Here is a 23,013-nt window from a genome sequence, read left to right as displayed (position 1 = left end):
CTCCGAAATGATACCTTTTTGTGTTTAAAATCCTGATAATCTGATTTGTAAACCAAAATTATCTTTAAACAGAGAAGTTTGATAATAACCAAGTCTATAAGAAAATCCTACATCAAATTTTCTTCCCAAAAATCTATTCCAAACCAAGCCAACTTCTTGATAATTATGATTTAAAACTTGGAAATTAAACTGATGATTTTCTGGATTTTTGAAATTTCCAATTGCCGACTTGTATTCTAATTCTATGGTAGAATAGGTTTTCCCAATTGTTTTAAATCTGAAAGGCAGGTATTGAGAAACCTGCAAACTCACAAATTTATCTGCATAGAAAGTTCCTGAAGGCATGGTTACAAATCCTAAAGTGGATGGTGTATTGATTTTTGAAGTCCAGTTTTCTGATGAACCATTGGTTTGTCCGGTAATTTCAAAATTTTTCCAAATAGGAGCGGTTCCGGAAGATATTCCACCCAAAAATTTAAGCGTTGTGGTTCCTAATTTGCTTCTGAATTGATGAATTGCCAAAGCGTCTAATCTGTGGTAATTTAGTTCGCCATCGAAGATTTTGCTTCCCATTTCATAGTTCAAGAAAAATTGGGGAAATTTCTTTTCATACGTTAATTTTCCGCCTGGTGTCATCATATTTTTATCGTTTGGAGAAAATTTCAATGATACAGTTGTGCTCACATTTTTGAAACTATTTCCTAAATTTTGGTATTGATAATCAAAAAGCGCATTCTGATTTTCGTGATTTAAACCAATTTTTGCCGTCAAACTATTAGAAACATCATACAAAAATGAAGCTCCGAATTTTTTACTTTGATAGAAATTAGCATTGTATAAATCTACTCCTAAGTCTTTCAATTTCATTGGATTGTCCCAAAGTGCGGTGCTGATTCTTCCTGCGGCAAAAACATCATCAGAATAATCTACTCTGAAAATAGAAGTTCTTTTTTCTGAAAGTTTCACATCTAAACCTGCGCCATATTTCCAAGTGTGGTCTCTAAAACCAAAGCCGAAATAAGCATCCGGCGAAAAAGTTTTACTAAATTTTTCGTTGAGTTTTGCGCCAGCTCCCAATCTTACACCTTGATATTTATCGTAATTAAAAATTTTGGTAAGGTCGAAATCCAGCATTTTATAGCGGATATTTCCCTTCAATAAATTGGTGATGAGGCTCACTCTTTTTTCAACATCTGCTTTTTTGACTAAAGTGTCTATTTTTTGATACGTTGCACTTTCTCTAGCAGATAAAGAATCGGTTCTGTATTGAGAAAGCAAGCTTCCATCTGCGTTTTTTACTTCTAAAGAATAGCCAGAAAAATCACTTTTTTGTTGAGTAATATTGGTTTCAAAATCAAAATATTGGTTTTTGACATACAGAAAATTACCAAATTTTTTGGTTTTGAACTTTTGCTTTTCGTCTTTTTTCACACTGTCTTTTTTGGCTGTTTCAAAACGAGAGTCGCCCATTTTTACTTTCAGGTTTTCAGAAACCAAAAACCATTTATTGTTAATCGGTTTCCAAATGATGGTTCCGCTTCCTTCGTTTCGTTTTTTACTGCTGGTTTCCAGTTTTTTTAAGGCATAATTTTCTGCGTCAATGTAAATTTTACCATTGTATTTTCTCGGATTTTGCTTCAATTTATTGGTGATTTCTTTGAATTTAATCACATAAGTTTTTCTATTGTCAATTTCAATAGTGTCTGAAAGATAATAACGATAAATGTTGCGATTTTCTGGACTTAACTGTCTTGGAATACGATTGAGATAAGAAATATTCAATGCCAAAGCTTCATAAATTGGATTTGGGAAACCAGACATTCTGCTGTCTAAAATATTGGTTTTGTCGCCGTATTTTTGAGAAAATTGATGTTCTGTAGCTTTTTCCCAAAGAAAAAACTGACTTTCCTTGGTCGCATTTACGAAATCTTCGCCCAGAAGTGAATCTTTCTTTTCTTTGTCTTTTTGTTTGAACGTTCTTTTCTCAATTTTTGCCAAAGAATCTGTTCTTTTGGCGAGAAAATTTTGATAATCTGCGATAGAATCTTGGTCTACATCAATCGAAATTTTACTGTATGATTTAAATAGATAAGAATCTAACGCTTGTGGACTGTTTTTTTTGTAATTTTTATTGAATTCGTCTAGAATTTTCAGAGCTTTTGCGTCGCTTTTATCCGTGAGAATAACTTTGTCTATATTTCCAGTTTTTTCTTTACTTGGGGTTAAAGAAACTTTCATCTCTTTTTGTACGCTCACTTCTTTATCTTCAAAATTATTGGCAAAAATTTCCACCTTTTTACATTTGGTTTTGAAGGTTAATTTCCCATTTGCATCAGTTTTTCCAAGCAAATCATCATCACAATACACAGCAGCATTGTACACCGCTTTTTGATTTTTAGCATTGATAACTTGAAGTTGATTTTGAGAAAAATATAAAGTAAAAAAAAGTAAAAATAGCGCCGATAAAGTTTGTTTCATTTGGTTTTTTCTAATAAGACAAAACTATGGATTAAAATGTTACACAAACGCTCCTAAAATCACAAATTTTTATTAAAAAACCCTCTCAATTTTCTTGAAAGGGTTAAAATATTTTAAATTTTTGTAAAATTAAATTTCCATTGCTTTATTCAAAGCATTTTCAATTCCTGCAAGGTTTTTTCCACCGGCAGTTGCGAAACCAGGGTTTCCACCACCACCACCTTGGATTTCTTTTGCGAGTTCTTTTACAATGTTTCCAGCGTGATAATTTGCTTCTAAATCTGCAGAAACACCCACAGTAATCATAGGTTTTTCGCCTGCGTCAGAAATGACAATCGTTACAGAATTTGGAATTTCTTTTTTCAATTGGAAGACAATATCTTTTACAGAACCAGCGTCAAGAGAAGTGCGTTTTACCAATAATTGCTTGTCGCCTTTTTGTACGAAAGCGTTTTTCCAATCGTTAATTTCGCCTTTTGCTTTTTCTTTTTTCAAAGCATCTATTTCAGATTTTAGAGCTGCGTTTTCTTCTAACAATTTTTCGATAGATTTTACTAAATCTTTAGATTTTAACAATACAGAAATTTCTTTCAGTTGGTTTTCTAAATTTTTGAAATATTCTGTTGCTTTATCACCAGAAATTGCTTCTATTCTTCTAATTCCAGCAGCAGTAGAACTTTCTGCAACCAATTTGAAATGCCCAATTTCGCCAGTAGATTTTACGTGAGTTCCACCACATAATTCTCTAGAACTGCCAAACTGAATCATTCTTACATTGTCACCATATTTTTCTCCGAAAAGTGCCATCGCTCCTTTGTCTAACGCTTCCTGAATCGGGATATTTCTGAATTCTTGTAACGGGATATTTTCCTTGATTTTAGCATTAACTTTTTCTTCCACCAAAGCCAATTCTTCTTCGTTCATTTTAGAAAAATGCGAGAAGTCAAAACGCAAATATTCTGGACCTACATAAGAACCTTTTTGCTCTACGTGAGTTCCTAAAACGTCTCTCAAAGCTTCGTGCAACAAGTGTGTTACAGAGTGATTTGCTTGAGTGTTTTTTCTGTCTGCGGTGTTTACTTCTGCGTAGAAAATCGCTCCTGCATCTTTTGGCAATTCTTTCACCAAAGAAATGATGAGGTTATTTTCTTTTTTAGTTTCTAAAACTTCTAAAATTTCAGTAGAATTTTCTCTGTCAAAAGCAGCAGGATTAGAAAGGTCAAAACCTTCTGCATAACTTGGGATAAGAATTCCTTTGTCACCAACCTGACCACCACCTTCAGGATAGAAAGGCGTTTTATTCAGTACAATTTGGAAGAATTCTCCATCTTTATTTTCTACTTTTCTATATCTTGTAATGTAAGTTTCAGAAGAAGTTTGGTCATAACCTACGAAAGTTTCTGGCTTTTCTTCTAAAATTACCCAGTCATAAACTTTTTGCGCAGATGATTTTTTAGAACGTTCTTTTTGCTTGCGCATTTCCTCCTTAAAACCTTCTTTATCAATAGTCAATCCTTTTTCTTCGGCAATAATTCTTGTCAAATCATCAGGGAAGCCATAAGTATCATATAATTCAAAAACTTCTGCACTAGGTAATACTTTTTTTGTTTCAGAAATAGTTTGTTGAATCAATTTTTCAACTCTAATCAAACCACTTTCGATGGTTTTTAAGAAAGAATTTTCTTCTTCTTTAATCACTTCGGTCACCAATTTTTCTTGCTTCACAATTTCTGGGAAGAAAGCGCCCATTTGATTTTTTAGCACAGCCACCAATTCATATAAGAAAGGTTCTTTCATATCTAAAAATCTGTAAGAATACGAAATCGCTCTTCTCAAAATTCTACGAATTACGTAACCAGCACCACCATTAGAAGGCAACTGACCGTCCGCAATGGCAAAAGCAACCGCACGAATATGGTCTACCACAACTCTAATCGCAATATCTTTTTCGTTTTCTAAAATTCCTTCATATTTTTTGCCAGAAAGTTCTTCTACTTTTGCAATCAGCGGAGTGAAAACATCGGTGTCATAATTAGATTTTTTACCTTGCAACGCCATGCAAAGTCTCTCAAATCCCATTCCTGTATCTACATGTTGCGCAGGAAGTTTTTCTAGAGTTCCATCAGCTTTTCTGTTGAACTCCATGAATACGTTATTCCAAATTTCTACAACTTGAGGATGATCTTGGTTAATCAACTGAACTCCTGGAGTTTTTGCTTTTTCTTCTTCAGAACGTAGGTCTACGTGAATTTCAGAACACGGTCCACAAGGTCCAGATTCGCCCATTTCCCAAAAATTATCTTTCTTATTTCCATTGATAATTCTGTCTTCTGAAATGTGTGCTTTCCAGAAATCATAAGCAGCTTGGTCGCGCTCTAAATTTTCTGAAGCGTCACCTTCAAAAATGGTTACATATAAGTTTTCTTTTGGAATTTTATAAACTTCGGTCAATAATTCCCAAGCAAAATCGATGGCTTCTTTTTTGAAATAATCTCCAAAACTCCAATTTCCCAACATTTCGAACATGGTGTGGTGATACGTATCACGACCTACATCATCTAAATCATTGTGTTTACCAGAAACTCTCAAACATTTTTGAGTATCGGCAATTCTAGGTGCTTTTGGTTCTTTGTAGCCAAGGAAATAGTCCTTAAACTGTGTCATTCCAGAGTTGGAAAACATCAGAGTAGGGTCATCTTTCAGCACAATTGGAGCAGAAGGAACAATTAAGTGTCCTTTGCTTTTGAAAAAATCTAAAAACTGTTGGCGTATTTCTTGTGAAGTCATATTGATAATGCTTTCTATATATGTTTTTGTAAAAACGCAAATTTAATGATTTTGAACATGATGTGGAAATAAAAAAACGCTCAAATTCATTTGAGCGTTTCTAAAAATTTATTTCTCCAAAAGCAAACTGCACCATTCTTCGCGCTGTTGTTTGTTTTTGAGTTTAAGCCCTTGTTCTGTGCAAACTTCCAAAATATCTGCTACATCAAAGAAACATAAGCCAGAAAGCAATAATTCGCTGCCTTCATTCATGTCTTTCACATAAGTTGGGATGTCTGAAATCAAGATATTTCTGTTGATATTTGCTAAAATAATATCAAATTTTTCTTTTCCTAAATTTTCGGCAGTTCCCAGTTCTATTCTGAGTTCTACATTGTTTCTCTCGGCATTTTCTTTAGAATTTTCAACTGACCATTCATCAATGTCAATTGCCAAAACATCTTTTGCGCCTTTCATTTTGGCATAAATTGCTAAAACGGAAGTTCCGCAACCCATATCCAAAACTTTTTTGTCTTTGAAATCCATTTCCAGCATTTGCTGAATCATGAGATGCGTAGTTGGATGGTGTCCCGTTCCGAAAGACATTTTCGGCTGAATGATGATTTCTTCCATCGCAGGATTGGGTTCGTGGAATTCTGCACGAATTAAAACCTTATCTTCTACATTAATCGGGGAGAAGTTTTTTTCCCATTCTTCGTTCCAGTTGATGTTCGGCATTTCTTGGAAAGTGTAAGAAATTTTCACATTTTCATTGTTGAAAATTTCTAAATTTTTGAAATTCTCTTCATTCACTAAATCTGTTGGAATGTAAGCTAGAATGCCTTCTAATTCTTCAGTGAAACTGTCAAAACCTATTTCAATAAGTTCTGCCATTAAGATTTCATTCCAAGGTTCTAGAGGTTGTATTTTGAAGTTAAATTCTGTATAGTTGTTCATTTGATAATTGTTTCGAGTTACAAGATTCGGGTTACGAGATTTGCAAATTTACGGAAATTGTTTCACGTAATGGAGCAAAGTTTTTCGTAAAAAGAATGAAAGTATTATTTATAAATATTGATTAAATTCAAAATATTAATTCTACTATTTATAAATTTTCATAGAAGTTTGATATGTCAACTGGCAGTTTAATATTTATTATATTATTTGTTTCTTGTAAAGCTATAACAGTACCAACTGAAAGTGATTCAGTTTTCAATAATGCAATGTTGTCAAGCGAATTAATTTTATTAAGAATTAAATTAATAGTATTCCAGTCATTTTTAATAAGATTACTTTTTTTAATAAGATTACTTTTTTTAATAATTTTTAAAATTTTATCAAATGAATTATTATCTAATTCAACACAATAATATGTTTTTTGGTTATCAATGAAATTTATATTTATACAGTTTAAAAAATATTTTTTATTATCTGATAAAATTATTGACGTAATAACATTATCATACCAGTCAATTATATATAGATTATCTATTTTCATTTAAAAAATTGAAATTTTAACAAAATTAATGAAATTTTTTGGCGCGAGCGAAGCGAGCGTCGATTGTTTTCAAAGAAGAGAACGTTTTCTGTTCCAGTTTTTTGTCATTCCGTAGGAATCTAAATTATCAATATAAAAATAGGTATAGATTCCTACGGAATGACAAACATTGTTGTTGATTTTTGAAGATTAATTTAAAGCAAAATTTTAAAATAAGTGAAAAGAAAAACTGTCCGTGAATTTTAGCCACGACTGTAGCATTGTTTGAGCTCTTTTAAAATTTTTTTGAGAAAAATTTTTAAAAAGCGAGTGCGAAAAGCGTGTCTGAAAGTGAAAAAATTCCAAAACGTGTGCTACAAAAAAAGCCGAGAATAAATTCCCGACTTTTACTTTTTACTTGGCTATTTTTACTTAGCTCTTATTGATTAAAACCTTCAATAATTTTAGAAAAATCTTCTAATTTAAGAGCAGCTCCACCAATTAGACCACCGTCAATATCTGGTTGAGAGAAAATTTCCTTCGCATTGTCTGGTTTTACAGAACCTCCGTAAAGAATAGAGATTTCATCAGCAACTTCTTGTCCGTATTTTGCAGCGATTAAACTTCTGATGTGTGCGTGAATTTCTTGCGCTTGTTCTGGAGAAGCTGTTTCGCCAGTTCCGATTGCCCAAACTGGTTCGTAAGCAATTACCACTTTTTTAATTTCTTCCGCAGTAAGCGTGAAAAGAGCAGTTTCAGTTTGGTTTTTCACGACTTCAAGGTGTTGACCAGCTTTTCTTTGTTCAAGAGTTTCTCCGTTACAATAAATTGGAGTTAATCCTTTATCTAAAGCCAATTTCACTTTTCTGTTGCAGTGAGAATCAGTTTCACCATGATATTGTCTTCTTTCGCTGTGACCAATGATAGAACCGTCTGCTTCGATAGATTGTAACATATCTGCAGAAATTTCACCTGTGTAAGCGCCACTTTCGTATTCGCTCATGTCTTGTGAAAAAACACCAACTTCGTTATTTTCGAAAATATCTCTTGCCATCATTAAGTACAATGAAGGCGGTGCAATCCACACTTCGCAATTGGTAGTGTTTGCTTTTTTATAATCTAATAATTGAGCCATTAATTGTTGAGCATCAATCACATTTTTGTTCATTTTCCAGTTTCCTGCTACAATGTTTTTTCTCATTTCTATAAAGTATTGAGGTTAAATTTTAAATTTTTACAAATTTCTGAATTTTTAAAGATTTACAGAAATTTGAGGGTATGAATTGAATCAGTTTTAATGAATTTCTTTCGTAGATTTTATTGATTTTCGGAGATTTACTTAAAATAAATCTAGAATCTAATTACCAACTACCAATTACCAATTACTAATTACCAATTACATTTTCCAAATGGTTTTCATCAAAGAGTAGAAGTCATGCTCTCTGTCTGAAACAGTTGCGTCTGCTTTGATGAGTTTTTTTGCAAATTGTTTAAATTCTTTACGTTCTTTTTCGGTAGAATCGTCTAGGAAACAATGTGCTTGAAACTCAAAATGGTCTTTCCAATCGCTAGGTTGAAGCGCAGAAATCACTTCTAACTCGTTATCCAAATTCACATGGAACGGAAATTCTTCTTCTAGATATTCTCTGATGACTTGTTCTTCGCCTGCATGAAATTTATAATCTACAGCCGAAAGAATCATCAATAAATGATATCCTGCGATGGATTTGTTGGTTTTTCTCATTTTATTTTTATTTATTTTTTTTTCACGCAAAGTCGCTAATTTTTTCGCAATGAGCGCAAAGTTTTTTATTTATTTGAAATTTTCTTTTTTAAAATCTTCAAGACTTTTTTTATCTACAATTTTACCGTTTTCTAAAACCAAAACGAAAGGATTGCTTCTTGCAATAGTTTTGATAGCTGTTGCATCCATAGTTAAATTAGGAATTGTTTTGAAAATGCCTTTTTCGGTTGTTATTCCAAAAGCATTTTCATTAGCTTTAATGTAACTTTCATATTTTAGGAAGTCTTCTTTTGAAATTTCCTTTGGTTTATAAGAGAAAATCAAATACACTTTCGGTAAATGAAGAATTTGGTCAGTAACATCATTTCCGTTTTCGTCTTCTAATTTGAATTTATCAATAGAAGATTGATAGCCTTGCTTCACCAAAACAGAAACTTCTTTCCCTTTCTGAATTTGCCAAGGCGTTCCTTCTTCCCAGTATTCTTTTTGGTTCACAAAATCATCTTGTCCTACCACTTTTTCTTCGCCAGTTTTGGTATTTTTCATGGTGTAAGAAGTTTTGTATTCTGAAGGATTAGCCGCGATTTTTTGTTTCTCAAGATTTAAATCGGTTCCAATTTTATAATCTCTGAAATCAATCAAAGGTTCGTGTGCAATTCCGTAGTAAATGATGAAAGCAGAAATTAAAATTCCAATCCCAAGGAATGGTATTTTTAGAAATCCATTTTCATTATTTAGTGTATCTGATTTTTTATTTAAAAACCAAAGAATAATTAATCCCAAAAGCAGTGCAATGTCTTTCCAAAAACTTTGCCAAGGCGTAAATTTGATGGCATCTCCGAAACATCCACAATCGGTAACTTTGTTATAATAAGCCGAATAAAACGTGAGAAATGCAAAGAAAACGCACAATGCAATTAACGAAATAAGTGTGCATTTTAGCTTCATTTTCAACAAAAGCATTAATCCTAAAATCAGTTCTAATACGACTACAAAAATTGCAATTTCTAAAGTGAAATTCTGTAAAAAAGTCAAATTAAAAACGTCTGGCGAAAAATATTCTTCGAGTTTAAAAGAAAAACCTTTCACATCAACTGCTTTTACGAAGCCAGAGATGATGAAGATAATGGCAACTATGTATCTTAAAATTCTTTTCATTTGATTTTTGTTTTTGTCAGGCTGAGCGGAGTCGAAGCCTTATTTTTTTTCCTCAGAAAACTTGATTAAACAAAATACGGCATAATTCAGCATGTCATAATAATTGGCGTCTAAACCTTCAGAAACCAGAGTTTTTCCTTGATTGTCTTCAATTTGTTTCGTGCGAAGAACTTTTTGATAAATTAAATCGGTGATGGATGAAATTCTCATTTCGCGCCAAGCTTCACCGTAATCGTGGTTTTTACGAAGCATTAAATCTTTTGCTTTTTGAGCGTAATCATCATATAATTTCAGAATTTCGGTTCTGTCTTCGTCTAAATTTTCAGAAAAACCTTTCTCCAACTGAATTAAACCAATAATAGAGTAGTTCACAATCGCTATAAATTCATCTTCTTCGTGTTCATCTACCATTTTTACGTCGGTCATCTGTAAAGTACGGATTCTATTGACTTTTATATAAATTTGATCGGTAATAGAACTCGGTCTTAAAACACGCCAAGCTGCACCGTAATCTTGTAATTTTTTAGAAAACAAATCACGACATTGACAAATGACTTCGCTAAATTGTTGAGCTGTATTTTGCATGGAATTTTTTGAAAAATTGATGTGTAAAGATAAGGATTTACCTCAAAAAAAGAAATTTATTAATTTTGTTTCTCTCGCAAATTTTGCAGATTAAGCAGATTAAATCAGCTAAATTGGCTTAATCTGCGAGATGTTATTTCTCCAATTTATGAATCTTCTTCGTTCCTTCGTACATTTCGTATTGCAAGAAACGGCATTCTAATTTTCCGTTGAACAATTTTATTTTTCTGGAAGGTCTTAAACCTACATTTTTCACACCTTCCAAATCTGATGAAATCATCCAAGCCAAAGTATTTGGATATTTTTGTTTAAAAGTATCGCCAATTTTCTTGTAAAAATCGGGTTGGTTAATCGCAATTCTCTCATCATAAGGTGGATTGAAAACCATCAACAATGGGAACATATCTTTTTCAGATTCAAAGAAGTTTTGTTTTTTTACTTCAATTACATCTTCCATTTCGGCGGCTTCTATGTTGATTCTCGCATCATTCAGCATTCTTGCATCAATGTCGTAACCTACAATTTTTCCTGTAAATTCCTTAATTCTGTTGATTCTAAATTCTTTGATTTTTGCAAACAATTCAGCATCATAATTTTTCCAATTTTGGAAAGCAAACTTCTTTCTGAAAATTTGCGCTGGTAGATCCATTGCGAGCATCGCTGCTTCTATCAAAAGCGTTCCACTTCCGCACATTGGATCAAGAAAATTTCCTTTTCCGTCCCAACCAGCCAATTGCAACATTCCCGAAGCCAAGACTTCATTAATTGGCGCTTCACCCTGTTCTTTTCGGTAACCACGTTTAAATAAAGGATCTCCAGAAGAATCCAAAGAAATCGTTACCAATTCTCTGTCGATATGAAGGTGGAATTTGATGTCAGGATTTTTCGGGTCTACATCTGGTCTGCGTCTTTCTTTCATCACGAAATAATCACAAATCGCATCTTTCATTTTCAAGGCTACAAATTGTGAATGCGTGAACGTTTCAGAATAAACCGTAGAATCTATGGCAAAACTTTGGTCTACACTCATCACGGTTTCCCAAGGAAAATCGAAAACTTTGTCATAAAATTTATTCTCGTTCCATGCTTTAAAAGTTGCAATAGGAACCAAAATTTTAACAGCGGTTCTCGCAGAATAATTGATTTTGTATAGAAAACCAAGGTCGCCTTCACAGTTTACAGCGCGGTTTTTAACCTCTACTTTTCTTCCACCTAACTTTTTAATTTCTTCGGCAAGAACTTCTTCTAAACCAAAAAATGTTTTTATCTGAATTTTTAAATTTTCTGTATCCATAGGTTTTTCAAAAGGCTTTTTTTGCCTTATTTGAATTGAATGCGTAAAAATACGGAAATTTTGTGGGATTATTTTTTGTTCTTTTCTTCAATCCACTTACTCAGGTATTTTGTGCTTTGCAAGGTGTGATGTTGTAGAATTTGACCTAAAAAATTTAGGTTTCTGTGTGATTCTAAATTTTCAGAAATTTCTTGAATTTTTTGAATGAAATGGGGCTCAAAAAGTTCTTTTTTGAATCTGTTTTTTATAATCTTGAATCCGTTTTCTTGAGATTTTTGCCAAAGATTTTCATCTTGGTAGAGTAGAACTGCTTTTTCTACAAATTCTGTTTCGTTATCGGTAATAAAACCATTCCAGTCATGGTTTCCCTGCATTGCTTCTGCACCAACTGCGGAAGTAACATTAGGTAATCCAAATTGCATACTTTCGAGCAATTTACCTTTGATTCCAGCTCCAAAAGGAATGGGTGCAAGTAAAATTTTGGCTTGGTTAAAAACACTTTCTACATTTTCGGCTCTTCCTTTGATGATGAAACCTTCTTTTTCATTATGCAACTGAAAGACTTTTTCACTTGCGTAAGCACCATAAATATGAATTTCGGCTTCTGGAAGTTGGTTTTTAATGTCTTTCCAAAGTTTTTTGAGTTGAAGAACAGTGTGCCAATTCGGTTCGTGCAAAAAATTACCGATGCTGATAAAATTTTTTCTTTCTGAAAAGGAAGTTTCAGATTTTTTAACTTCTCCAAAAAGTGGAAGGTAAAAGAGAATATTCTCGTTAATTTTAAACTTTTCAATGAGTAAATTCATCTCGAATTCAGAAATGATGAGGGAAAGGTCGCATCTTAAAATAGAAGCCAGTTCACGTTTGAAAACATCATTAATTAAATCTGAATGTTCTAAGTTTCTATTTTGTTTAAAAGCTTTTTCTCTGGCGTTTCTTAGGAAATGTAAATCCTCAGTGTCAAGAATTTTTATTGCGTTCGGAACTTGCTCCGAAACTCGCCACCCGAATTGTTCTTCGGTGGTGAATCTGTCAAAAATGACGATTTCTGGGTTTAGATTTTTGATGAGTTCATTAAAACTACTATCGTTCAAAACAATATTTTGAAAAGAGATGTTTTTAGAGCTTAAGTCAAAACTATTTTCTGAAATAGAAGCCGTGGAAAGAAATGTAATTTGATAATTTTGAGTTAAGAATAAATCCATCAATTGAATCATTCTAGAACCAGCAGCTGTGGAATTAGGCTCTGGGAAAACCTTACCAATAATTACCAAATTTTTCATTCATTAAAATAATAAATTAAAAAAAGAAAAACCTCGCTAAAAGCGAGGTTTTCGTGAGCGCGACAGGATTCGAACCTGTGACCGTCTGCTTAGAAGGCAGATGCTCTATCCAGCTGAGCTACGCACCCGAAGTTTTTAAAAAGGTTTCTCTCGAGACCGTTCCGATTAAAATCGGAATGCTCAATTTAGCTGAGCTACGAACCTTAATTTTCTTAAAATTTTCGATTTTTTTGTCGGGGTGGCAGGATTCGAACCTGCGACCTCCTGGTCCCAAACCAGGCGCGATGACCGGACTACGCTACACCCCGAATTTCTTGGTTGCGGAGGGTAAGGGATTCGAACCCTTGCGACCCTTGCGAGTCGACAGTTTAGCAAACTGCTCCGTTAACCACTCCGGCAACCCTCCTTGCAAATTCTTTTAAGAACTTCTCTTCCGTAATTGCGAGTGCAAATATAGGACAGTTTTCCTTAATAACCAAAAAAAAATTGCTAAAAATTTTCGTATTTTTGAATAAATAATCTTTTAAAAAATCAATAAAATGCGTAATTCATTATATTTCATAGGTTTAGCTTCTTTAATTATTTCTTGCGGATCGCAAAAAGAAATTGCAAAACCTAATAATTTACCTCAACCCACGACATCTACGATACCAAAACCTCCCAAATCAGAGATAAAACATGATATACATGGTGATTATTTTACAGTAAATATAGCAGACCCAACTAAAAATGATAACACCATCAGTTATGGATCTTTGGTAGGAGCAAAACCAGAAGGGTATAAAGTGACCAGAAATTATTTTCCTGCCATTGCACAAAATTTCAGACAGAAATATGTGATTTTACATTACACAGCTTTAGATCATGATAAATCTGTGAGGGTTTTAACCACTCAAGCCGTAAGTTCTCACTATTTGGTGAATGATTCTACCGATATAGAAATTTATCAGTTGGTAGACGAAAATAAAAGGTCTTATCATGCAGGAATCAGTTCATGGAGAAAAGATGCAACGCTTAATGATACTTCTATCGGGATAGAAATCGTGAATGAAGGTTTTAAAGTAGTTGACGGAAAAAGAGTTTTCGTTCCGTTTCCTGAGCATCAAGTGAAAAAAGTAGCGGCTTTGGTTCAAGATATTGTAATGCGTTATCAAATTCCGCCTACGAATGTTTTAGCACATTCAGATATTGCACCCACTCGTAAACAAGACCCAGGTCCATTATTTCCTTGGAAAAAATTGTATGACGAATACGGAATAGGAATGTGGTATGATGATGCTACAGTGCAGAGTTTCAAATCTCAAATTATTCCAGAAGAATTTAATGCAAAAATCAATGACATGGCTTTTGTGATGAAAGTACAGATTGCCCTAAAACAATTTGGCTATGGAGTTACAGAAACTGGAGTTTGGGATGATGCTACTAAGAAGACTATTGAGGCTTTCCAATATCATTTTAGACCACAGAATTACGATGGAAAAATAGATATAGAAACGTGGGCAATTTTACAAGCTCTCATTCAGAAATATCCGAATAAATAATTAAGAAATAAGAAATTAATGCAGACGAAATTAGTATTAAAAACTAAAAATTTTACAGATAAAAACGGGTACACTTACCAACAAGTAGAAGGAGATGAAACGGGTGTAAGAATTTACAAACTAAACAATGGATTAACGGTTTATTTGGCTCAAAATGACGATGCTCCTAGAATCCAAACCTATATTCCAGTAAGAACAGGAAGCAATAATGATCCATCAGACAATACAGGATTGGCGCATTATTTAGAGCATATGATGTTCAAAGGAACGAGCAAATTAGGAACGCTGGATTGGGAAAAAGAAAAAGTATTATTAGACCAAATTTCTGATTTGTACGAACAGCATAAATCTGAGCAAAATTCAGAAAAAAAGAAGGAAATTTATAGAAAAATAGACGAAATTTCTCAAGAAGCCAGTCAATATGCGATTGCCAATGAATATGATAAAGTCATTTCTTCTCTTGGCGCTACAGGAACCAATGCTCATACTTGGTTAGACGAAACCGTTTATAAAAATAACATTCCGAATAATGAATTGGAAAAATGGCTCAAAATAGAAAAAGAGCGTTTTTCTGGTTTGGTTTTAAGGCTTTTTCATACTGAGTTAGAATCGGTTTACGAAGAATTTAATCGTGCGCAAGACAATGATGTGAGGTTGGTAAATTATGCACTCATGGAAGCTCTTTTCCCGAAACATCCTAATGGTCAACAAACCACTTTGGGGAAATCTGAGCATTTGAAAAATCCTTCTATGAAGGCTATTCATCAATATTTCAATGATTTTTATGTACCTAATAATATGGCGATGGTTTTGGTTGGAGATTTAGATTTCGAGGAAACTATTCTTTTGGTCGATAAATATTTTGGAAAATTTGAGTACAAAGAACTTCCTAAGAAAGAAAAAATCATAGAAGAACCTCAAACTGAAATTGTTGAAAGAATTGTAAAAAGTCCTTCTGCGCCTAGATTAAACATCGCTTGGCGAACAGATTCTTATGGAACAAAAGAAGAGCATTTGGCAGAAATGGTGGCTCAAATTCTCTCCAATTCTGGCGAAGCAGGTTTGCTAGATTTAAATATCAATCAAAAACATAAAGCACTCAGAAGTTATGCTTATGAATTGGGTTTTAAGCAATACGGATTGTTCTCGCTCATGATTGTTCCGAAGGAAAATCAATCTTTAGAAGAGGCAGAACAACTGCTTTTGGCAGAGATAGAAAAAGTGAAAAATGGTGATTTTCCAGATTGGTTAATTCCTGCGATTATCAATGATATGAAATTGCAGAAAATCAGAAATCTGGAAACTGCAGATGGTTTAGCAACAGCGCTTTACGGAATTTATGTCAATGACAGAACTTGGGAAGAAGAACTTTCAGAAATTGAGAAATTTGAGAAAATTACCAAGCAAGAAGTGGTAGATTTTGCACAAAAATTCTTCCAAAAAAATTATGTAATCGTCAAAAAACTTCGTGGCGAAAACGAAAATCTTATCCGAGTAGAAAATCCGGGAATTACTCCTGTTAAAATCAATAGAGAAGCGCAATCTGAATTTTTGACCGAAATTCTTCACCAAAAATCTTCAGAAATTACCCCGAAATTCATTGATTACAAAAATATGATTGAGGAAACTCAAATTGGGGATAAAAAAATCAGTTTTGTAAGAAATAAATACAATCATATTGCGCAGTTGCATTTGATATACAAAATAGGAACAGACCATGATAAAGAGCTTTTCTTAGCGGTTCAAGTTTTACAGTATTTGGGAACTTCTCGTTTTTCGGCGGATCAATTAAGTCAAGAGTTTTTCAAATTGGGAATCAGCAATGATTTCAAAACGTATGACGACCAAATGATTATTTCGCTTACTGGTTTTGAGGAAAATCTAATCAAAGGTTTTGAACTTTTAAAACATTGGATTACTGAAGTAAAACCAGATGATGAGGTCTATGAAAGCACAATAGAATTGATTTTAGAAAGTCGAAATGTTGCTAAAAAAGACAAGTCAAGAATTATGACGGCATTAAGTCATTATGCTAAATTCGGTCAAAATTCCAGATTCAGAGATGTGATTCCTGAAGAAAAATTGAGATCAAAGAAAGTAGAACATCTTACTGAAAAAGTGAAGAATTTGACCCAATTACCTTATGAAATTTTCTTCTACGGTAAAGATTTTGAGGGGTTCAAGGAAAAAATTCAACCTTTGTTAGAAAAAGCTACACTCACCATTCCAAAACCGAAAATTTATCAAGAATTGGAAACGCAAGGAAAAGTTTTCTTTACCAATTATGATATGGTACAAATGGAAATGAGTAAAATTGGTAGAGCTTCTCAACTGAATACCGAAAATTATGGAAAAATCAATGTTTTTAATGAATATTTTGGAAGAGGTTTGTCGTCTATTGTTTTTCAGGAACTCAGAGAAAGCAAGAGTTTAGCGTATTCTGCGTATGTAAATTATTCTACCGCGACTTATTTGGATAGGCATAATTACGTGGTAAGTTACATTGGTACACAAGCTAATAAATTGCATTTAGCAGTAGATGCGATGGCTCATTTAATGCAAGATTTGCCTCAAATTCCTACGCAATTTAATAATGCTAAAAATTCTGCGCTGAAACAAATTGCTTCTACCCGAATTACCAGAACCAACATTTTCTTTAATTTTTTAAATCTTAAAAAAATAGGAATAGATTATGATATTAGAGAAAAAATTTACCACGAAATAGAAAGTTTACAGTTAGAAGATTTAACTCAATTTTACCATCAAGAAATAAAACCCATTTCTTATAATGTTGCTATAATGGGCAAAAAAGAAAATTTAGACCATTCTGCGATTGAAAACTTAGGAGATTTTCAAGAACTGAGTTTAGAAGAAATTTTTGGATATTAAAACTGAAAATTCTATAAAATCAATTAGTTATAGTGTAACATTACAAAATTTAATAGACTTACCTTTGTATAACTCTACAGAGGTAAGAGTAAATTTCATCATTTGTGTTTTGCCTCAGAAGAAATTATGAGGCTTTTTTTATGACTAGATTTTAAAAAAAAGAACGCGCCTTTTGGCGCGTTCTTACTAAAATATTTATCGAAAATTATTTCACAATTTTCATTTCGTCTAATAACCATCTTGCTCCAGCAAATTTATCGATGATAAATAAAATGTACTTGGTTTGCACCATAATATTTCTGCTGAATCTAGGATCGAAATTTATGTCACTCATTGTACCTTCCCATTGTCTGTCAAAATTTAAACCGATAAGGTTTCCTTTTTTGTCAAGAGCTGGACTTCCTGAGTTTCCACCAGTCGTATGATTGGTTGCCGTAAAAGCTAATGGGATTTTTCCAGCTGCATTTTTGTAATCGCCATAATCTTTGGTGTTGTATAACTGAATTAATTTTTGTGGAACATCAAATTCATAATCTCCCGGAACATATTTTTCCATTACACCATCTAGAGTAGTTTCGTAGTGGTAAGAAATCGCATCTGCAGGATTAGAACCTTTCACTTTTCCGTAAGTTACTCTGAGTGTAGAATTCGCATCTGGGAAAAATTTTCTTTCGGTATCTGTAGCCATCATTTGCGCTAAATATTTCTTTTGCAAAGCATCTATTTTGCTTTGTAAACCTATATATTGAGCATCTGCTTTAGTTACATAAGTTTCTCTCATTTTGGTTAAAGTCTGATAAATAGGGTCAGCTTTCAGAGTTTTTACCAATTCTGGAAGATTTGAGAAAACTTGGTCAATATTAGAATAAACCGTAGCTCCGTTTACTGAATTTCTTCCTGAAATAACAGAATTTCTGCTCCAGTTTTCAAGAACTTGAAGATTTTGGTTCACATCTTTGAATTGAGTAAAACCTTCTGGTAAAAATTCTGGTGCGGTTTTATTTGCATATAAAGCCAAAAGTTTAGCGGTTACTTTAGCATCTAATTCTCCGTCATAATCTTTGTAGAATCCAGAAAGTCTATTTTTGAATCCTTGAACTGCTTTGTTATCTACTTTCCCCGCTTCATAATTTTGTACAAAAGCATAAAACTGATTTGCCAACGTTAATGTTTCAGCATTTCTTAGAATTTCGCTGTAATAAGCATTGTTTAAAGCATAAGGCGCTTGTTGGTCATACAGTTTTTTAAATTCATCAAGAGACGTTTTAATTTCTGAATTTTTAGCCACTAAAGAACTTTCATAAGCTTGTTTTTTGACAACCGCGTTTGATTTTTTAAGACCTTTTGTTTCGCCAATCCATTTTTTCCAATAGTTGGCAACAGAAGCGTATTTAGAAGCATATTTAATTCTGGTAGCATCATCTGCACGCATTTTTTCGTCTAGCGTTTTCAGAGCGATGTCTCTTACTTCAATTCTCGCAGGATTGGTATCTGTGATGATTTTTTCAATCGCTACACTTGGCAAATATTCATTGGTTCTACCCGGAAATCCGAAAACGAAAGTGAAATCATTTTCTTTAATGTCTTTTACAGAAATCGGTAAGAAATGTTTTGGCGTAAAAGGAACATTGTCCTTAGAATATTCCGCTGGTCTGTTGTTTTTGTCAGCATAAATTCTAAACATAGAAAAATCGCCAGTATGTCTTGGCCAAACCCAGTTATCAGTATCAGAACCGAATTTACCAATGCTTTGTGGTGGTGCTCCTACTAATCTAATGTCTTTATAGGTTTCTACTACAAATGCATAATATTTATTTCCTGCAAACATAGGTCTTACAATAATACTTTGGTAAGATTCTATTTTTTGAGATTTCTTGTAAGCGTCTATATTTTCATTGATTTTTTTAGTCAAATCTGCTCCGCTTAATGAAGAAGTATTACCTAAAATATCTTGAGTAATTTCTTTAATATCCGTAACGAAATCTACAGTAACGCCAGGGTTTGGCAATTCTTCGCCCATGTTTTTTGCCCAAAATCCATTGGTCAATAGATCATTTTCTACGGTAGAATGGCTTTGGATGTTATCATAACCGCAGTGGTGATTGGTTAATAATAAACCTTTCGGTGAAATAATTTCTGCGGTACAACCTCCGTCAAACTGAACTACAGCGTCTTTAATACTCGGTTTTTCAGTATTCCAAATGTCTTGGGCTTTGATTTTCATTCCCAGAGATTTCATCTCTTTTTCATTAATTTCAGTAGGAATCCACATTCCACCGTATTGCTGACCAAAAAAAGCAGCAGCCTGAAATAATGTCGCTATAATAAACGTTTTCTTAAGCATTAATTCATATTTTTAAAATGAGTGCCTAAAATTAATCAAAAATATCATCATCTCACAATTTTGAAAGCATTTAACATAATTGTATAAAACATTTGGAGACGTGTCCATCTATCTTTGCCTTAACCAAATCACAAAATTTTTACAAAATGACTACACATCACACCGAAGATAGATTACAGCATTATGAATTTGAGCAATATACAGTAACCACCAATTTTGCAACTTATGAAGATGCGGTAAATTATGCTAATGAACACCAAGGTGAATTGGTAGAAGTAGGTTTTACAGATGGTTCTGATAATCCTACACCAAATGATTCGGCGAATTTGGTAGAAAGTAAAAAACCTTTTAAGGTAGAATTACCAGATCATCCCAATTATAGAGTGCTTTATTCTGATGCTGAAGGATTTCAAGAAATGGCAGACCAAATTCTTTTTGACATGAAAAAAGCAGAAAATGACATGCTGCCAGAAGATATTTTGTCTGACCAAAATATTGCACCAGGAGATAGAATTATTATCACAGATGAAAGCGGTGTAAATACCGTAACGACTAGAGAAAGAATAAAGTTTTTAATGCGAGGAAATGTATACGAACTTGCCGTAAAAACAAATAACATTTAAACAGACAAATTTACTTCATATTTTCAGTATTTGATTTTTAGACAGTAAGCCTTCAGTTTTTGGAGGCTTTTTTTAGTGAGAAATCGCTGCAGTTTCTACGGTTTCTATATTAATCATTTGAAGCTGAATGTGTCTGTCATGTGCTTTATTTTTGAAATCTGAAATAATTTCTAAAACATCATGGTCTATAAAATGAACTTCGGAGCCGTCAATAGTTAATACGGAATAAGCAGGAACTTTATCCAACGCATTTTTAATTTTTACTTTATTGATAAAGGTTACATTGCTGTGAAGTTTCAATTTATATTGGTCAATCCCTTGAAAATGCGTTTTTTCTATGTCGTAATTTTCTTTGAAATTTTCTTTGATGATGTAATAAATAGAAATCAATAAACCAATAGAAACACCTATTAATAAGTCTGTTACAAGAATAATAATAATGGTGGCGATAAATGGTATAAACTGTTTTAAACCGAGTTTAAAGAGATGTTTATAAATCTCAATTCTTGTCAATCCGAAACCTGTAATAATCAAAATGGCAGATAAAGAAGCATACGGAATCATGTTAATCAAAAACGGAATCAGCAATACAGAGAGTAATAAAAATATTCCATGCATGAAGGCTGAAACTTTAGTTTTAGCACCCGCCTGAATATTCGCAGAACCTCTTACTACTACTGCAGTCATAGGAATCGCTCCTAAAAGTCCACAGAGAAAATTACCAATTCCTTGTGCAATTAATTCACGATTTACAGGGGTTATTCTGTTATGACGGTCTAGTTTATCCATCGCTTCTATACAAAGCAAAGTTTCTAGCGTGGCCAAAATTCCTATGAGAATTCCATCTTTCCAGATTTCTTGGTTGCTCAGAATTTTAGAAAATTCAGGGAATTTAATTTCAGCAAACATATTCTCTGGAATATTCACCAATTGATTAGGTTTCAAAGCATAAGAAGAACCGAATTGATTCATTAAAAAATTGATTAAAATCCCAAAAATAACCACCAAAAGTGGAGCAGGAATCTTATTAAATTTTTGAAATTGTGGTTTCTTCATCAGAATTAAAATCGCCAAAGAAATCACAGAAATAAAAACCGCACCTCTGGTAATATGAGAATTAAATTCAACTAAGTTTCCTAAGAAATTTTTAGAAGTGAAGATTTGTACAAAACCACTCGTCCAAAAATCGGGTTGATTATAACCTAAAGCCAATGGAATTTGTTTAGAAATCAAGATAATTCCTATAGCTGCCATCATTCCTTTAATCACAGAACTTGGAAAATAACTGGCAAAAACGCCCAGTTTTAAAACGCCTAATAAAATTTGGAAAAGTCCAGCAATAATTACCGCCAATAAAAAGGTTTGAAAATCGCCTAGACTAATGATAGAAGCAGAAATCAAAGTTGTTAAACCAGCAGCAGGACCAGAAACAGCTAAATCTGAACCACTCAGAACTCCTACTACAATTCCACCGATAATTCCTGATAAAATTCCTGAATAAAGTGGAGCTCCAGAAGCTAATGCAACACCTAAACACAAGGGAAGTGCAACTAAAAAAACCGTGAGACCTGCTGATAAATCGTGTCTCTTAAACATTAACCAATAATACTTAAACGTTCTATCAAGATGCAAATCCATTGTTCTAAATTTTAATACAAATTTATGAAAATTTAAAACTTTGCCCGGAGAAAGTTATAAAATGTTAATTCTGTATGAAATCAAGAAAATATTATAAAATATTAAGCGCTTGTTTAATCTAATTTTGTACTGTAAAATCATGCTTAGTTTTAATCACATACTGCAACTGTTTATTCTGGCGATACCTATTGCTTGTATCGCTTGGACAGTCACGCATGAAGAAATCTTCAAAGAACCGCGAGAATATTGTCAAAAAAGAGTAGAAAACGCAACTTCACTCTGGGAGAAAAAGTTTTTTTATCTCTTTACTTGTGAGTATTGTTTTAGTCATTATGTAACGATATTTTTCTTATTGATCACAAATTTCACCTTGTTCTTTGAAGATTGGCGAGGATATCTCATTGCAGGATTTTCATTGGTTTGGATAGCCAATATTTACATGAGCTTATTTGGTTTACTGAGACAAAACCTAAAAGCCGAAAAAATAGAAGCAAAAATTAAAAATATTGAGTATAACGATTTAAAAAATTAAAAATTAAATGCACTACGGGAAAAAAATATTAGAATTTATGGTAGGAAATTTCAAAATCTACACCGGTTTTGGAAACTACAAACAAGCAGAAGAGTTTGCCCAAAAAAACAATGGCGAACTCACAGAGATTGTATATCATGACGGAAAAATAGAGCCAGAATTTTCAGATAAAGCCAAATTAGTAGAAAAGAAAATGCCTTTCAATGTAGAACTTTCAAAGGATTACACGGTTTTTTATTCTAATGATGAGTTTTTTGAAAAATATACACCAGCCGAACATGAACAAAATTATGATTGTGAAAATCAAAACACACTCAATGCTCAAAACGTGATTATTTTTAATGGAGATTATCATAATTCTCCTTGTTTAAAAGAAAGATTAAAGAAACTTGCCAATTCTCATTTCTATGAATTAGCCGTTAAAGTTTCTATTTAAAAGCAAAAGCTCAAGAATTTTCTTGAGCTTTTTTATTTATTTTCAAAAGACAATTAATTGTTGAATTTTAAAAACGCAAAGTTTTTCACAGTTAAAAATAAAATCAAAGGAAGCAAAGAGTAAATTCGCTAGCGAATTGAAAAAGCATACGCTTCAAAGCGAATGAATTTCGCCAACTTTGCTTTCTTAAAAGATTAAGCAAAATAAAAAATCTTTGCGATTGAA

General features: G+C 33.0%; 17 protein-coding genes and 3 tRNA genes. 5 read left to right on the top strand and 15 right to left on the bottom strand.

Annotation, left to right across the window (positions count from 1 at the left end; translation table 11 throughout):
• Nucleotides 1-24 precede the first annotated feature (24 nt).
• From QO190_RS07330 to QO190_RS07270, 13 genes are all read right to left on the bottom strand, one after another.
• Nucleotides 25-2,478, bottom strand: a complete 2,454-nt coding sequence (locus QO190_RS07330) for a DUF5686 family protein (RefSeq protein ID WP_371462126.1) — start codon at nucleotides 2,476-2,478, stop codon at nucleotides 25-27.
• Nucleotides 2,479-2,607: 129 nt separating this feature from the next.
• Complete coding sequence (gene alaS / locus QO190_RS07325; protein ID WP_371462127.1) at nucleotides 2,608-5,265, bottom strand: alanine--tRNA ligase; 2,658 nt, start codon at nucleotides 5,263-5,265, stop codon at nucleotides 2,608-2,610.
• A gap of 108 nt (nucleotides 5,266-5,373) precedes the next feature.
• Nucleotides 5,374-6,201 carry a 50S ribosomal protein L11 methyltransferase gene (prmA, locus tag QO190_RS07320; RefSeq protein ID WP_371462128.1) on the bottom strand — a complete coding sequence of 276 codons (828 nt, stop codon included), beginning with the start codon at nucleotides 6,199-6,201 and terminating at the stop codon, nucleotides 5,374-5,376.
• 148 nt (nucleotides 6,202-6,349) lie between these two features.
• Nucleotides 6,350-6,742 (bottom strand): hypothetical protein, encoded by a 393-nt coding sequence (locus QO190_RS07315; protein WP_371462129.1) that lies wholly within the window; start codon nucleotides 6,740-6,742, stop codon nucleotides 6,350-6,352.
• A 418-nt stretch (nucleotides 6,743-7,160) separates the two neighbouring features.
• Nucleotides 7,161-7,922 carry a triose-phosphate isomerase gene (tpiA, locus tag QO190_RS07310; protein WP_104792427.1) on the bottom strand — a complete coding sequence of 254 codons (762 nt, stop codon included), beginning with the start codon at nucleotides 7,920-7,922 and terminating at the stop codon, nucleotides 7,161-7,163.
• A gap of 195 nt (nucleotides 7,923-8,117) precedes the next feature.
• A complete protein-coding gene (locus tag QO190_RS07305; protein WP_104792781.1) occupies nucleotides 8,118-8,465 on the bottom strand; it encodes a hypothetical protein in 348 nt (115 codons plus the stop codon).
• Between the two features lie 69 nt (nucleotides 8,466-8,534).
• Nucleotides 8,535-9,623, bottom strand: a complete 1,089-nt coding sequence (locus QO190_RS07300; RefSeq protein ID WP_371462130.1) for a BT_3928 family protein — start codon at nucleotides 9,621-9,623, stop codon at nucleotides 8,535-8,537.
• A 39-nt stretch (nucleotides 9,624-9,662) separates the two neighbouring features.
• Nucleotides 9,663-10,208, bottom strand: coding sequence for a DUF1599 domain-containing protein (locus QO190_RS07295; protein WP_371462131.1), 546 nt, complete (start codon nucleotides 10,206-10,208; stop codon nucleotides 9,663-9,665).
• A gap of 133 nt (nucleotides 10,209-10,341) precedes the next feature.
• Nucleotides 10,342-11,502, bottom strand: a complete 1,161-nt coding sequence (locus QO190_RS07290; RefSeq protein ID WP_371462132.1) for a class I SAM-dependent RNA methyltransferase — start codon at nucleotides 11,500-11,502, stop codon at nucleotides 10,342-10,344.
• Between the two features lie 68 nt (nucleotides 11,503-11,570).
• Nucleotides 11,571-12,785 carry a glycosyltransferase family 4 protein gene (locus QO190_RS07285; RefSeq protein WP_371462133.1) on the bottom strand — a complete coding sequence of 405 codons (1,215 nt, stop codon included), beginning with the start codon at nucleotides 12,783-12,785 and terminating at the stop codon, nucleotides 11,571-11,573.
• A 54-nt stretch (nucleotides 12,786-12,839) separates the two neighbouring features.
• Nucleotides 12,840-12,913 (bottom strand) — tRNA-Arg (locus QO190_RS07280).
• 105 nt (nucleotides 12,914-13,018) lie between these two features.
• Nucleotides 13,019-13,093 (bottom strand) — tRNA-Pro (locus tag QO190_RS07275).
• 13 nt (nucleotides 13,094-13,106) lie between these two features.
• Nucleotides 13,107-13,191 (bottom strand) — tRNA-Ser (locus QO190_RS07270).
• Nucleotides 13,192-13,324: 133 nt separating this feature from the next.
• Between QO190_RS07270 and QO190_RS07265 the strand changes: the two genes are divergently transcribed.
• Nucleotides 13,325-14,326 (top strand): N-acetylmuramoyl-L-alanine amidase, encoded by a 1,002-nt coding sequence (locus QO190_RS07265; protein ID WP_371462134.1) that lies wholly within the window; start codon nucleotides 13,325-13,327, stop codon nucleotides 14,324-14,326.
• An 18-nt stretch (nucleotides 14,327-14,344) separates the two neighbouring features.
• The gene (locus QO190_RS07260) at nucleotides 14,345-17,215 is read left to right on the top strand and encodes a M16 family metallopeptidase (RefSeq protein WP_371462135.1); all 2,871 of its coding nucleotides are present in this window, start codon (nucleotides 14,345-14,347) and stop codon (nucleotides 17,213-17,215) included.
• A 205-nt stretch (nucleotides 17,216-17,420) separates the two neighbouring features.
• Here QO190_RS07260 and QO190_RS07255 read toward each other — a convergent pair whose 3' ends face one another.
• Complete coding sequence (locus QO190_RS07255) at nucleotides 17,421-19,559, bottom strand: S46 family peptidase (protein WP_371462136.1); 2,139 nt, start codon at nucleotides 19,557-19,559, stop codon at nucleotides 17,421-17,423.
• A gap of 146 nt (nucleotides 19,560-19,705) precedes the next feature.
• On the opposite strand from QO190_RS07255, the gene QO190_RS07250 reads away from it, so the two are divergent.
• On the top strand, nucleotides 19,706-20,182 hold the full coding sequence (locus QO190_RS07250) for a hypothetical protein (RefSeq protein WP_371462137.1): 477 nt from the start codon (nucleotides 19,706-19,708) through the stop codon (nucleotides 20,180-20,182).
• 72 nt (nucleotides 20,183-20,254) lie between these two features.
• Here the strand turns inward: QO190_RS07250 and QO190_RS07245 are convergent, their stop codons facing one another.
• Nucleotides 20,255-21,820 carry a SulP family inorganic anion transporter gene (locus QO190_RS07245; RefSeq protein ID WP_371462138.1) on the bottom strand — a complete coding sequence of 522 codons (1,566 nt, stop codon included), beginning with the start codon at nucleotides 21,818-21,820 and terminating at the stop codon, nucleotides 20,255-20,257.
• Nucleotides 21,821-21,959: 139 nt separating this feature from the next.
• On the opposite strand from QO190_RS07245, the gene QO190_RS07240 reads away from it, so the two are divergent.
• Together QO190_RS07240 and QO190_RS07235 are read left to right on the top strand one after the other, a co-directional pair.
• On the top strand, nucleotides 21,960-22,352 hold the full coding sequence (locus QO190_RS07240) for a hypothetical protein (RefSeq protein ID WP_371462139.1): 393 nt from the start codon (nucleotides 21,960-21,962) through the stop codon (nucleotides 22,350-22,352).
• A 7-nt stretch (nucleotides 22,353-22,359) separates the two neighbouring features.
• The gene (locus tag QO190_RS07235) at nucleotides 22,360-22,788 is read left to right on the top strand and encodes a hypothetical protein (RefSeq protein WP_371462140.1); all 429 of its coding nucleotides are present in this window, start codon (nucleotides 22,360-22,362) and stop codon (nucleotides 22,786-22,788) included.
• The last annotated feature ends 225 nt before the right edge of the window (nucleotides 22,789-23,013 follow it).

Source organism: Cloacibacterium sp. Arc13 (assembly GCF_041431305.1).
In the GTDB taxonomy this organism is placed as follows: domain Bacteria; phylum Bacteroidota; class Bacteroidia; order Flavobacteriales; family Weeksellaceae; genus Cloacibacterium; species Cloacibacterium caeni_B.
The sequence above is the reverse complement of the archived record's forward strand: the minus strand, read 5'-3'. Positions and strand labels throughout refer to the sequence as shown.

Coding starts and splice junctions, on each gene's coding strand:
- QO190_RS07250 (WP_371462137.1), top strand. CDS start 19,706: ATGACTACACATCACACCGAAGATAGATTACAGCATTATGAATTTGAG.
- QO190_RS07315 (WP_371462129.1), bottom strand. CDS start 6,742: ATGAAAATAGATAATCTATATATAATTGACTGGTATGATAATGTTATT.
- QO190_RS07245 (WP_371462138.1), bottom strand. CDS start 21,820: ATGGATTTGCATCTTGATAGAACGTTTAAGTATTATTGGTTAATGTTT.
- QO190_RS07330 (WP_371462126.1), bottom strand. CDS start 2,478: ATGAAACAAACTTTATCGGCGCTATTTTTACTTTTTTTTACTTTATAT.
- alaS (WP_371462127.1), bottom strand. CDS start 5,265: ATGACTTCACAAGAAATACGCCAACAGTTTTTAGATTTTTTCAAAAGC.
- QO190_RS07240 (WP_371462139.1), top strand. CDS start 21,960: ATGCTTAGTTTTAATCACATACTGCAACTGTTTATTCTGGCGATACCT.
- QO190_RS07290 (WP_371462132.1), bottom strand. CDS start 11,502: ATGGATACAGAAAATTTAAAAATTCAGATAAAAACATTTTTTGGTTTA.
- QO190_RS07235 (WP_371462140.1), top strand. CDS start 22,360: ATGCACTACGGGAAAAAAATATTAGAATTTATGGTAGGAAATTTCAAA.
- tpiA (WP_104792427.1), bottom strand. CDS start 7,922: ATGAGAAAAAACATTGTAGCAGGAAACTGGAAAATGAACAAAAATGTG.
- QO190_RS07265 (WP_371462134.1), top strand. CDS start 13,325: ATGCGTAATTCATTATATTTCATAGGTTTAGCTTCTTTAATTATTTCT.
- QO190_RS07305 (WP_104792781.1), bottom strand. CDS start 8,465: ATGAGAAAAACCAACAAATCCATCGCAGGATATCATTTATTGATGATT.
- QO190_RS07300 (WP_371462130.1), bottom strand. CDS start 9,623: ATGAAAAGAATTTTAAGATACATAGTTGCCATTATCTTCATCATCTCT.
- prmA (WP_371462128.1), bottom strand. CDS start 6,201: ATGAACAACTATACAGAATTTAACTTCAAAATACAACCTCTAGAACCT.
- QO190_RS07285 (WP_371462133.1), bottom strand. CDS start 12,785: ATGAAAAATTTGGTAATTATTGGTAAGGTTTTCCCAGAGCCTAATTCC.
- QO190_RS07255 (WP_371462136.1), bottom strand. CDS start 19,559: ATGCTTAAGAAAACGTTTATTATAGCGACATTATTTCAGGCTGCTGCT.
- QO190_RS07260 (WP_371462135.1), top strand. CDS start 14,345: ATGCAGACGAAATTAGTATTAAAAACTAAAAATTTTACAGATAAAAAC.
- QO190_RS07295 (WP_371462131.1), bottom strand. CDS start 10,208: ATGCAAAATACAGCTCAACAATTTAGCGAAGTCATTTGTCAATGTCGT.